General features: G+C 43.9%; 13 protein-coding genes. 12 read left to right on the forward strand and 1 reads right to left on the reverse strand.

Annotation, left to right across the window (positions count from 1 at the left end; translation table 11 throughout):
* Positions 1-50 precede the first annotated feature (50 nt).
* The 3 genes from JQM82_RS12120 to glmM all read left to right on the forward strand — a co-directional run bounded on the left by JQM82_RS12120 (position 51) and on the right by glmM (position 3,498).
* Positions 51-764: an IMP cyclohydrolase gene (locus JQM82_RS12120; RefSeq protein WP_235250597.1), complete on the forward strand. Its 714-nt coding sequence runs from the start codon at positions 51-53 to the stop codon at positions 762-764.
* A gap of 11 nt (positions 765-775) precedes the next feature.
* Complete coding sequence (locus tag JQM82_RS12125) at positions 776-1,954, forward strand: phosphoribosylaminoimidazolecarboxamide formyltransferase (protein ID WP_235250598.1); 1,179 nt, start codon at positions 776-778, stop codon at positions 1,952-1,954.
* A 197-nt stretch (positions 1,955-2,151) separates the two neighbouring features.
* Positions 2,152-3,498, forward strand: a complete 1,347-nt coding sequence (gene glmM / locus JQM82_RS12130; RefSeq protein WP_235250599.1) for a phosphoglucosamine mutase — start codon at positions 2,152-2,154, stop codon at positions 3,496-3,498.
* A 49-nt stretch (positions 3,499-3,547) separates the two neighbouring features.
* Here glmM and JQM82_RS12135 read toward each other — a convergent pair whose 3' ends face one another.
* On the reverse strand, positions 3,548-4,390 hold the full coding sequence (locus JQM82_RS12135; RefSeq protein WP_235250600.1) for a YitT family protein: 843 nt from the start codon (positions 4,388-4,390) through the stop codon (positions 3,548-3,550).
* 276 nt (positions 4,391-4,666) lie between these two features.
* On the opposite strand from JQM82_RS12135, the gene JQM82_RS12140 reads away from it, so the two are divergent.
* From JQM82_RS12140 to JQM82_RS12180, 9 genes are all read left to right on the forward strand, one after another.
* Positions 4,667-4,942, forward strand: coding sequence for a hypothetical protein (locus JQM82_RS12140; RefSeq protein WP_235250601.1), 276 nt, complete (start codon positions 4,667-4,669; stop codon positions 4,940-4,942).
* Positions 4,943-4,962: 20 nt separating this feature from the next.
* A complete protein-coding gene (locus JQM82_RS12145) occupies positions 4,963-5,460 on the forward strand; it encodes a hypothetical protein (RefSeq protein WP_235250602.1) in 498 nt (165 codons plus the stop codon).
* A gap of 35 nt (positions 5,461-5,495) precedes the next feature.
* Entirely contained in the window at positions 5,496-6,143 is a 648-nt protein-coding gene (locus JQM82_RS12150) for a hypothetical protein (RefSeq protein ID WP_235250604.1), read from the forward strand.
* Positions 6,144-6,259: 116 nt separating this feature from the next.
* Entirely contained in the window at positions 6,260-7,567 is a 1,308-nt protein-coding gene (gene eno / locus JQM82_RS12155; protein WP_235250612.1) for a phosphopyruvate hydratase, read from the forward strand.
* A 113-nt stretch (positions 7,568-7,680) separates the two neighbouring features.
* Positions 7,681-7,923 (forward strand): preprotein translocase subunit SecG, encoded by a 243-nt coding sequence (gene secG / locus JQM82_RS12160; protein ID WP_235250605.1) that lies wholly within the window; start codon positions 7,681-7,683, stop codon positions 7,921-7,923.
* A gap of 94 nt (positions 7,924-8,017) precedes the next feature.
* Positions 8,018-10,177: a ribonuclease R gene (gene rnr, locus JQM82_RS12165; RefSeq protein WP_235250606.1), complete on the forward strand. Its 2,160-nt coding sequence runs from the start codon at positions 8,018-8,020 to the stop codon at positions 10,175-10,177.
* The gene (gene smpB, locus JQM82_RS12170; protein WP_235250607.1) at positions 10,158-10,625 is read left to right on the forward strand and encodes an SsrA-binding protein SmpB; all 468 of its coding nucleotides are present in this window, start codon (positions 10,158-10,160) and stop codon (positions 10,623-10,625) included. Before rnr ends, smpB begins: the two co-directional genes overlap by 20 nt.
* 9 nt (positions 10,626-10,634) lie before the next feature.
* A complete protein-coding gene (locus JQM82_RS12175) occupies positions 10,635-10,871 on the forward strand; it encodes a hypothetical protein (RefSeq protein WP_235250608.1) in 237 nt (78 codons plus the stop codon).
* A 3-nt stretch (positions 10,872-10,874) separates the two neighbouring features.
* Positions 10,875-11,405 carry a zinc ribbon domain-containing protein gene (locus JQM82_RS12180; RefSeq protein WP_235250609.1) on the forward strand — a complete coding sequence of 177 codons (531 nt, stop codon included), beginning with the start codon at positions 10,875-10,877 and terminating at the stop codon, positions 11,403-11,405.
* Positions 11,406-11,459 lie beyond the last annotated feature (54 nt).

Below are 11,459 nucleotides of genomic sequence, written 5' to 3' on the forward strand. Positions count from 1 at the left end.
ATATATAATAAAATAACAGGTCAAAATACCAATGAAAAGGAGACGTATTCATGGAAATGTTATCAATTGAGAAAGAACTGCAGAATAATTCTTATCCGGGACGTGGGATCATCATAGGAAAAAGCGCGGACGGAACCAAAGCGGTGACAGCATACTTTATTATGGGAAGAAGTGAGAACAGCCGTAATCGTATCTTTGTGGAGGAAGGAGAAGGAATTCGTACGCAGGCATACGATCCGTCAAAACTGACAGACCCGAGTCTTATCATCTATGCGCCGGTTCGCGTGTTGGGGAATAAGACAATTGTAACAAATGGAGACCAGACAGATACGATCTATGAGGGAATGGATCGTCAGATGACTTTTGAACAGTCATTAAGAAGCAGAGAATTTGAACCGGACGGCCCGAATTATACACCTAGAATTTCAGGTATCATGCACATTGAAAAGGGAAATTACAATTACGCTATGTCAATCCTGAAGAGCAACAATGGTAATCCGGAAAGCTGTAACCGCTATACATTTGCGTATGAGAATCCGGCTGCAGGAGAGGGGCATTTCATTCATACATATCAGTGTGACGGTAATCCGCTTCCAAGTTTTGAAGGGGAACCAAAGCTGATTGCGATTCCGGATGATATGGATGCATTTACAGAGACATTATGGAACAGTTTGAATGCAGATAACAAAGTGTCCCTGTTCGTGCGTTTTATCGATATTGAAACAGGAAAATATGAAACCAGAATTGTGAATAAGAATCAATAAGGAGATCAGACATGAAAGAATTAGAATTAAAATATGGATGTAATCCAAACCAGAAACCGTCAAAGATCTACATGGCTAATGGACAGGATCTTCCAATACAGGTACTGAACGGAAGACCGGGATATATTAACTTCCTGGATGCGTTTAACGGATGGCAGCTGGTCAGTGAGCTTAAGAAAGCAACGGGACTTCCGGCTGCAACTTCCTTCAAACATGTATCACCGGCAGGCGCTGCAGTCGGACTTCCGCTCAGCGATACACTTGCAAAGATCTACTGGGTAGATGATCTCGGGGAATTATCCCCGCTTGCCAGTGCGTATGCAAGAGCCAGAGGAGCAGACCGTATGTCTTCTTTCGGAGATTTTATCTCTTTATCTGATGTATGTGATGTGGATACTGCAAAATTGATCAAGCGAGAAGTGTCTGACGGTGTAATCGCGCCGGGATATGAACCGGAGGCACTGGAGATTCTGAAGCAGAAAAAGAACGGTAATTACAATGTGATCCAGATTGATCCGGATTATGTGCCGGAGCCGCTGGAGCATAAGGATGTATTCGGAATTACATTTGAGCAGGGAAGAAATGAACTGAAGATTGATGATGATTTCTTTGCAAATATTGTGACAGAGAACAAAGAACTGACGGAACAGGCGAAGATTGATCTGGCTATTTCCATGATTACTTTAAAGTATACACAGTCCAATTCTGTATGTTATGTAAAAGACGGACAGGCAATCGGTATCGGTGCGGGACAGCAGTCCAGAATTCACTGTACACGACTGGCGGGACAGAAAGCAGACAACTGGTGGCTGAGACAGGCACCACAGGTAATGAATCTTCCATTTGTTGATTCCATCAGACGTGCAGACAGGGACAATGCGATCGATCTGTATATCGGAGAGGACTATATGGATGTACTGGCAGACGGAGCATGGGAGAAGATCTTCAAGGAAAAACCGGAAGTGTTTACAAGAGAAGCTAAGAGAGAATGGCTGGATCAGATGACAGATGTAGCTCTTGGCTCAGATGCATTCTTCCCGTTTGGTGATAATATTGAGCGTGCGCACAGGAGTGGTGTAAAATTCATTGCGCAGCCGGGTGGATCCGTAAGAGATGATAATGTAATTGAAACATGTAACAAATATGGAATGGTGATGTCCTTTACCGGAATCCGTCTGTTCCATCATTAGAATTTGAATGGTTTCAGAGAATATACGAGGGTGCAGGTGCGAATACTGTACCCTCTTTAATTTAGAATACGGATCTCGGATCTGCTGTATTATGGGTTGTATAATGTGAAAAAAGCATATATAATAGATAAGGTGTAGATGCTGATTGTACAAAAAATCGGCAGATGTGTTAAACTGCATAAAGGAGATTAATCAATATGGGTAAATATTTTGGAACGGATGGGTTCCGTGGAGAAGCAAATGAAGTATTGACAGTAGAACATGCATTCAAGGTTGGAAGATTCCTTGGATGGTATTACGGCCAGGATCATAAAGCAAAAGTAGTCATCGGAAAAGATACAAGAAGAAGCAGTTATATGTTCGAGTATGCCCTGGTTGCAGGTCTTACTGCATCCGGTGCGAGTGCTTATCTGCTCCATGTGACAACAACACCAAGTGTGTCATATGTAACAAGAACGGAGAATTTTGATTGTGGAATCATGATTTCTGCGAGCCACAATCCATTTTATGATAACGGAATCAAGGTAATCAACGGAAAAGGACATAAGCTGGAAGCAGAAGTGGAAGCAAAGATTGAAAGTTATATTGACGGAGAGATGGGAGAACTTCCGCTGGCAAAAAAAGAGAATATCGGCCGTACCGTAGATTACGCAGCAGGCAGAAACCGGTACATTGGGTATCTGATCTCACTGGCAACCCGCTCTTTCGAAGACATGAAGGTTGGTCTTGACTGTTCTAACGGAAGTGCATTTGCCATTGCAAAGAGTGTATATGACGCACTGGGAGCAAAGACATATGTCATTAATTGTGAGCCGGATGGAACCAATATTAATACCAATTGTGGTTCTACACATATCGAGGTGCTGCAGCAGTATGTGAAAGACAATCATCTGGATGTGGGATTCGCCTATGACGGAGATGCGGACAGATGTATCGCAGTTGATGAGAATGGCAATGTGATTGATGGCGACCTGATTCTTTACATCTGTGGAAAATATCTGAAAGAAAACGGACGTCTGAACGGGAATACGATCGTTACAACGATCATGTCCAATCTGGGTCTTTATAAGGCGTGCGACAAGGTTGGACTGAAGTATGAGAAGACAGCAGTCGGGGATAAGTATGTCTATGAAAATATGGTTCAGAATAACTATTCACTTGGCGGTGAACAGTCTGGTCATATCATTTTCAGCAAACATGCAACGACGGGAGACGGTATCCTGACCTCTCTTATGATCATGGAAGTCATTCTGGAGAAAAAGTTAAGCCTTGCAAAGCTTGCAGAAGAAGTGACCATCTATCCGCAGCTTCTGAAGAATGTTCGTGTGGCAGATAAGAAGACTGCACGTGAGAATCCGGAAGTAGTAAAAGCGGTGGACGCAGTGGCAGAGGCGCTTGGAGATGACGGACGGATCCTTGTGAGAGAAAGCGGAACAGAACCGGTGATCCGTGTTATGGTGGAAGCAGAAACAGATGAACTGTGTGCGAAATATGTAGATCAGGTAATCGATGTGATCAGAGCGCAGGGATTGATTGTCGAATAGCGAATTCTGGTTAGAAAATAAATATGAGGAATAAAAAGCGGGTTGCACTCTAGACAGAGTGGAACCCGTTTCCTATAATTTCACTGGTATTAGATATCAGAAGAAATGCATCCGGTGTTGTGGCTTTGATAAAGTTTCGAAGTTTTACAGCCTCTGCCGGACTTAATACTGTCAGGACAATGTATTTGTCTTCGCCGGAGAATGCTCCCTGTGCCAGAACGATCGTGGCACTTCTGTTCAGCTTATTTTTTATATAAGAACAGATTTCTTCCGGATTGGAACATACAACGTTGAAGTATTTGGAGCGGTTCAGACTTTCGATGAAGCTGTCAATGAGCGTAGATCTCATGCTCAGTCCAAGGAAGGAGTACAGAGCGGTCTGAATATCAAATACAAAGAAACCGGCAAGTGTGATCAAAAGGTCGGACAGAAGCAGAGCCCTTCCGATATCGACACTGGTATATTTTTTCAATATCATGGCAATGACGTCTGTTCCGCCGCTGGAAGCACCGATGTTGAACAGAATCGCGGAACCGAATGCGGGAAGCACGATGGCAAATATCAGTTCCAGAATCGGCTGGTCGGTCAGAGGTCCATCCATCGGGCATAGTCTTTCCAGCAGAGACAACGATATAGACAATAAGATGCTGCTGTAGGCTGTCTTGATTGCAAACTTTTTGCCGAGAATGATGAACCCGAGCAGAAGAAGCAGCATATTTGCAATAAAAGTAAAGTCACTGGCTGAAAGTGGTGAAAATCTGGCAATCAGAACGGCCAGACCTGTGATGCCGCCGAACGTAAAGTTGTTGGCAAACTTGAAAAAATAGATACCTACCGCCATGACCAGTGTACTGACGGTAAGAAGAGCAAAGTTTTTAAATTGTGATTTCATAATAACATTCCCCAATGTAATTCTTTTGTAATGAAAAAAACATTCTTTTACCATCTCCGATTGTAACGCTCACTATATGAAAAGTCAACGGAAATAGCATAAGAAAAACTGCTTAATAGCATAAGAAAAACTGCTTAACGGAAAGATTGCATCTGCGATCATTGGAATGTCTGTTTTCATTTCCGGACTTAAAACAAAACACAACTTAAACACAAAGTCGTGATAAAATATTAAGAAGTTGGTTAGTTGTAACTTACAGAAAGGAAACAGTATAAAATGAAATGTAAAAGAATATTTGCAATGATCGCTATGGTATCCTTGGTGTTGGAGGGATGTTCTAAAGGGAATGTTAATTCCACGATGCAGGATGATGCAGGGGAGAACACAGAGAAATCAGAAACAGAAGTAATCACTTCATTGTCCAGGATTGACAATTCTAAATGGAATTACAATGAGAGTGACGGTGTGTATTGGCAGGTTGGAATCTCGTATTGTGAACATCCGGCAGCAGAAGAGTATGAAATTCTGGGTGTTTTTGTGCCGGACGCATAGACAGGATTTTTACATTTGGAATGAGTGGCGGAGGAGCCCAGAGTGCACTGATGGGAGCAACCGGTGATAGTGAACTGTACACGCCGTATCTGCAGGCAATCGGAGCAGTGGAAGGAGTCAGTGATGCTGTGGCAGGTTCTATGTGCTGGTGCCCGATTACAAATTTGGATTATGCAGATGAAGCTTATGAGTGGAATATGGGAGTGACACGAAGCAATCTTGATGAAGACATGCAGGCTTTGTCTGATGGTATGGCAGAGGCGTTTGCACAGTATATCAATGAACTTGGACTTAAGGACAGTGAGGGCAATGTTCTCACACTCACCCAGTCAGAAGATGGAATTTATCAGGCGGGAAGTTACTATGATTATGTCAAGTCAGGAGTGGAGAGATCTCTGAACAACTTTTTAGCTGATACTACATTTCCTTATACACCTGCATCAAGCGGTCAGGGGCAGATGAGAGAGGCCGAGGTCAGGGCAGAGGAAGATTTGAAAATGAAGAACTGCCGGATATAGAAAACGTCGAAGGCTTTGCAGATGAGAATAGGCAGATGAAGAATGATGGCATAAACCGTGATCAGCAGGAACAGACAGAAACAGAGAGTGTAACTTATGAGACAGTTCAGGACTATATTGACAGTCTGAATAAAGATAACACCTGGGTATCATATGACAGCGAAACGAATACAGCCACCATTACAAGTATTGAAGACTTTGTTACCAACTGCAAGAAGGCAAGCAAAAGCGTGGGAGCATTTGATGATTTGAATGCAACACAGGGAGAGAATATGCTCTTTGGTTACAATGATGGAAATGGTGCGCACTTTGATTCTGTCATGACTGAACTGCTCAAAGACAATGAGACCTATGGAGCTTCCTATGCCGCAGATCTGGAAAAGAAAGACACACTTGGAAACACGGTGGATTATCGTGTTAATATGTATAATCCTATGTATTATCTGAGTGATTATTATGAAGGATATCAGACTTCCAATGTGGCTCAATACTGGCGTATCCGGACAGGAATTGCACAGGGAGACACAGCATTGTTTACAGAAATGAATCTGACACTGGCATTGGAAAATTACGGAAGACAGGTTGACTTTGAGACTGTTTGGGGTGCCGGACACACTATGGCAAAGAGAACCGGCAATTCAACAGAGAATTTTATTAATTGGGTAAACGAGTGCTTGAAATAAGTAACAATTGTAGATACACGAAAAAGATGATGGTGTTTACGGAAATAATATAAGAAAAAACCGCATTATAACTATGCATTTCGTACATAATATTTTCTGTGGAAGGAGGAAATATGATGTATAAATATCTGCCGATTACAGATGTGTACGCAAGAGAAATCCTTGATTCCAGAGGAAATCCTACAATAGAAGTAGAACTGCTGGCAGGAGATGAATTCTGTGGAAGAGCAAGCGTTCCGTCGGGAGCATCTACAGGACAACATGAAGCAGTGGAACTCAGAGACCATGAAAAACGATATGCAGGTCTGGGTGTTGGACATGCTGCAGATCATGTTAACGCAAAGATTGCACCTGCAATCATTGGAATGAATGTATATGATCAGGCGGCGTTGGATCAGATACTGATTCAGCTGGATGGAACAAAGAACAAGTCTAATCTGGGGGCCAATGCGATTCTGGGAGTATCGATGGCGGCTGCAAGAGCAGCAGCTGCGGCTCTGGGAATGCCTGTGTATTCCTATCTGGGAGGTACCAATGCCAAGCGGATGCCGGTTCCGATGATGAATATCATGAATGGGGGAAAGCATGCCGATAACACCATTGATATTCAGGAGTTTATGATCATGCCGACGGGAGCAGGCTCATATCGGGAAGGCCTTCGGATGTGCGCAGAAGTATATCACAGGTTGAAACAACTGCTTAAAAGGGATGGATATTCAACCGCAGTCGGTGACGAGGGAGGATTTGCACCGGATTTGAAGGATGCAAAAGAAGTACTGCGGTACATGGTTGAAGCAGTGGGGGCTGCGGGATATGAGGCCGGTGAGGATATAATGATCGCGCTGGATGTGGCGGCAACAGAATTATATGATAAAAATTTCAAAAAATATGTATTTGAGGGAGAAGGTAAGATGACAGGCAGAAAAGTCATCCGCTCCGCAGAGGAACTGATAGATTATTATGTCGATCTTACGGAGGAGTTTCCGATTGCGTCTATCGAAGACCCGCTGGATGAAGATGACTGGGAAGGATGGGAACTTCTGACAACCAGAATGGGGCCGGATACACAGCTTGTGGGGGATGATCTGTTTGTGACCAACACAGAGAGGCTTAAGCGGGGAATCCGAAGACATGCAGCCAATGCCATTCTGATCAAGATCAACCAGATTGGGACACTGACAGAGGCTTTTGATGCAATTACCATGGCCCAGAATGCCGGTTACCATACGATTATTTCCCATCGGTCGGGAGAAACGGCGGACTCTATGATTGCAGATATAGCAGTAGCCTTTAATGCGGGACAGATTAAGACGGGAGCACCATGCAGGTCAGAGCGTGTGGAAAAATACAACCAGCTTTTGCGGATTGAAGAGAGGCTTGCAGATGTGGCCATTTATGAGAATCCGTTTGCCAGAGAGGAATAGAAGATAATGGTTGGGAGAATGTTCAAAAGATTTGCGACAATCCTAAATTTATCTTGCTATATGAGGTTTCCTGTGCTAGAATAAATGTGGTTTATCCGCAGGAGGTGTGAAAAGTGGAGATTTTAAAAATTGTTTTGATGATTATATTTGCAATAGACTGTATCGCATTGACAGCGATCGTATTAATGCAGGAAGGTAAGTCAGCGGGGCTTGGTACCATTGGTGGTATGGCTGATTCTTACTGGGGACAGAACAAGGGTCGTTCAATTGAAGGTGCACTGGTGAAGTCTACAAAATTCCTTGCGATTCTGTTTATTGTACTGGCAGCAGTGTTGAATTTAAAAGTATTTGCGTAGGATTAGCATATTTTTAGGAAAATGGTGGGACACTCCTGTAAGGGGGTGTCTCATTTGTGTAATGGGAGAAAATGATAAGGGGGCTGCGAAAGAGATGGATCCATTATATGAAAAACGGAAAAAGGTTGTCTACGATCTGATCTGTGATGATCTGTATATCCCTATGAAATTCAAAGAAATAGCCATTCTTCTGCAGGTCTCAAAAGAGCAGAAGGAGGATCTGAGAAAGATTCTGGAAGATCTGGAGCTGGAAGGCAGGATTTATCTTTCCAAAAAGGGAAAGTACTGTAAAGGAGAGGCCAGGAGACTTACAGGAACGTATCGCGCAAGCCTGAAAGGATTTGGCTTTGTCATGATAGAAGGAGAAGATTCGGATATCTATATCGATGAACAGGAAGACGGAGGTGCTCTGGACGGAGACCGGGTAGAGGTTGTGGTCATAAGAGAACCGAAGGACCGCAGTCGGGAAGGCAAAGTGGTACGGATTCTGGAGCGGGGAATTACAAAAGTTGTGGGCCTGTATCAGATGCGTCCGGGAAAGAATTACGGGTTTGTAATCCCTGATAATCAGCGGATTGCGCAGGATATCTTTGTACCGGTGGAACAGTCCAAAGGAGCCGTGGATGGTCACAAGGTAGTAGTGGAACTGACGTCTTACGGAGAACCGGGAAAGAAACCGGAAGGAAAAGTAGTAGAGATCATCGGTCATGTCAATGATCCGGGAACGGACATCATGTCGATCGTAAAAGGTTATGATCTGCCGGTAGGATTTTCGGAAAAGATCATGAATCAGGCCGATCGGGTTGCAAAGCCTGTAAGTGATGCAGATATGGCGGGACGAAAGGATCTGCGGGAGTGGCAGATGGTGACGATCGACGGCGAAGATGCAAAGGATCTGGATGATGCGGTGTCTGTGACCAGGGAAGTGGATGGATACATTCTGGGGGTTCACATCGCGGATGTCACCAATTATGTGCAGGAGAACAGTGCGCTTGACCGGGAAGCGAAGGAGCGTGGAACCAGTGTATATCTGGTGGATCGTGTGATTCCGATGCTTCCTCATAAGCTTTCCAATGGAATCTGCTCACTGAATGAAGGAGAAGACCGGCTTGCACTCAGCTGCATCATGAAGGTGGATGCATCCGGTCATGTGACGGATCATGAGATCGCAGAGACGGTGATCCGTGTAGATCGCCGGATGTCTTATACCAGTGTGAAGAAGATACTGGAAGATGAAGACGAAAAAGAGATCGAACAGTACCGGGAATATGTACCAATGTTTCGTCTTATGAAGGAACTTTCCGGGATTATACGCAAGCGGAGAACACAGAGAGGTTCCATTGACTTTGATTTCCCAGAGACAAAGTTGATTCTGGATGCAGAAGGAAGACCGGTTGAGATTCGACCATATGACAGAAATGTGGCAACAAAGATCATCGAAGACTTCATGCTTCTGGCTAATGAGACGGTAGCTGAAGAATACTACTGGAGAGAACTTCCTTTTGTATACCGCACACATGAGGTGCCGGACGAAGAAAAAATACGTGCACTTGCGACATTTATCAATAATTTCGGATATTCGATGCATATAGGAACCAATGAGATCCGTCCGAAAGAGATCCAGAAGCTTCTGGCAAAAGTGGAAGATACCCCGGAAGAGGCACTGATCAGCCGATTGGCGCTTCGTTCCATGAAGCAGGCAAGATATACCCCGGAGAATACAGGGCACTTTGGGCTTGCAGCGAATTACTATACGCATTTTACCTCTCCGATTCGAAGATATCCGGATCTTCAGATTCACCGGATCATCAAGGATAACTTAAGAGGCAGAATGACACCGGAAAAGATTGCGCATTACCAGAGCATCCTTCCGGAAGTGACGAAGCATTCCAGTGAGATGGAACGTCGTGCCGAAGAGGCAGAGCGGGAAACGGTCAAATTGAAAAAAGTAGAATATATGCAGAAGCACATAGGAGAAGTATTTGAAGGTGTGGTATCCGGAATCACCAAGTGGGGAATGTATGTGGAACTCCCCAATACGATTGAAGGTCTGGTTCACGTTGTAAATATGACGGATGATCATTATGAATATGAGGAAGCGCATTATCAGATGCTGGGGATTCATACACATAAGATATATAAACTGGGACAGAAGCTTAAGGTCAGAGTGATCGACACCGACCGGCTGCTTCGAACAATAGATTTTGAGATTGCAGATGAAGGAGATATGAATTATGGCGAAAAGCAATGGTAAGATGGTTGCCAACAACAAAAAAGCATATCACGATTATTTTATCCTGGAAACATATGAGACAGGAATCGCTCTGCACGGTACGGAGGTAAAATCACTTCGGATGGGAAAATGCAGTATCAAAGAGGCATTTATCCGCATAGAGAATGGAGAAGTGTTCATCTATGGGATGCACATCAGTCCGTATGAAAAAGGAAATATATTTAATAAGGATCCACTGAGAGTGCGAAAGCTTCTCCTGCATAAGGCGGAGATCAACAAACTCATGGGTAAGACGAAAGAAAAAGGAATGGCAATTGTGCCGCTTAAAGTGTACTTCAAAGGCAGTCTGGTGAAAGTAGAGATCGGGCTTGCAAAAGGTAAGAAATTATACGACAAGCGTCAGGATATCGCCAAGAAAGACCAGCAAAGAGAAGCACAGCGAGACTTTAAAGTCCGCAGTTTCGGGTAGGAGGATAAGATGATACCAACGAAGAAAGAGGAATTGAGAAAACTGGTGACACAGACAACGATGGAAACATATGAAGAACTTACCCCTCAATTGATTCAGCTGATCAATGAAACAAATCAGAATCCGGCACTTACAGAGGCGAAAAGGCAGGATGAGATCTCACTTCATATGATGGGATATGTCAAATCCTGTACCAATGAGATTATCATTGAAGTACTGGCGGAGATTCTGGGACTGGAGGATTAAAAGATGGCATATTGTGTGAAATGTGGATATAAAGCAGAGGACGGGACCAGATTCTGTCCGAAGTGCGGTGCCGAGATTCCGGTACAGGCAGCACAGGGAGGAGACCAGCAGGAAAATACCCAGGAGTATACCTACACGCAGAATACATATGAACAGAATACATATGGACAGGCGCAGGAGGAATATTTTCCACAGGAGGAAGTGCGACAGAATAAGGGAATGGGCATTCTGTCCTATTTTGGATTTCTGGTACTGATCCCGCTTCTTGCAGGCAATAAAAATTCGGAGTATGTAAAACAGCACTTGAATCAGGGGATCTCCCTGTGGGTGATCTCTGCAATTCTGGATCTGCTGGACGGAGAAGCGGTGTTCGGTCTGTATTCCTTTACTGATTTTGGAAATAACATTCTGTCCAGAGTATTGGATGTTGCAGGCTTTGCGATCTTCATTATTGTGATTATGGGAATTGTGAGTGCATGTAAGGGGACGAAGAAACCACTGCCACTGGTAGGGAATATTAAAATCTTCAAATAAACAAAATAAGCAATAGGATATAAGAAGCATTCGACTTTTTGAACGGTTGGATGC

Origin of the sequence: Faecalicatena contorta (assembly GCF_021531995.1) — a bacterium.
GTDB lineage: Bacteria > Bacillota > Clostridia > Lachnospirales > Lachnospiraceae > Dorea_A > Dorea_A contorta_A.

Coding starts and splice junctions, on each gene's coding strand:
- JQM82_RS12120 (WP_235250597.1), top strand. CDS start 51: ATGGAAATGTTATCAATTGAGAAAGAACTGCAGAATAATTCTTATCCG.
- JQM82_RS12175 (WP_235250608.1), top strand. CDS start 10,635: ATGATACCAACGAAGAAAGAGGAATTGAGAAAACTGGTGACACAGACA.
- JQM82_RS12125 (WP_235250598.1), top strand. CDS start 776: ATGAAAGAATTAGAATTAAAATATGGATGTAATCCAAACCAGAAACCG.
- JQM82_RS12150 (WP_235250604.1), top strand. CDS start 5,496: ATGAAGAATGATGGCATAAACCGTGATCAGCAGGAACAGACAGAAACA.
- glmM (WP_235250599.1), top strand. CDS start 2,152: ATGGGTAAATATTTTGGAACGGATGGGTTCCGTGGAGAAGCAAATGAA.
- JQM82_RS12180 (WP_235250609.1), top strand. CDS start 10,875: ATGGCATATTGTGTGAAATGTGGATATAAAGCAGAGGACGGGACCAGA.
- eno (WP_235250612.1), top strand. CDS start 6,260: ATGTATAAATATCTGCCGATTACAGATGTGTACGCAAGAGAAATCCTT.
- smpB (WP_235250607.1), top strand. CDS start 10,158: ATGGCGAAAAGCAATGGTAAGATGGTTGCCAACAACAAAAAAGCATAT.
- rnr (WP_235250606.1), top strand. CDS start 8,018: ATGGATCCATTATATGAAAAACGGAAAAAGGTTGTCTACGATCTGATC.
- JQM82_RS12140 (WP_235250601.1), top strand. CDS start 4,667: ATGAAATGTAAAAGAATATTTGCAATGATCGCTATGGTATCCTTGGTG.
- JQM82_RS12145 (WP_235250602.1), top strand. CDS start 4,963: ATGAGTGGCGGAGGAGCCCAGAGTGCACTGATGGGAGCAACCGGTGAT.
- JQM82_RS12135 (WP_235250600.1), bottom strand. CDS start 4,390: ATGAAATCACAATTTAAAAACTTTGCTCTTCTTACCGTCAGTACACTG.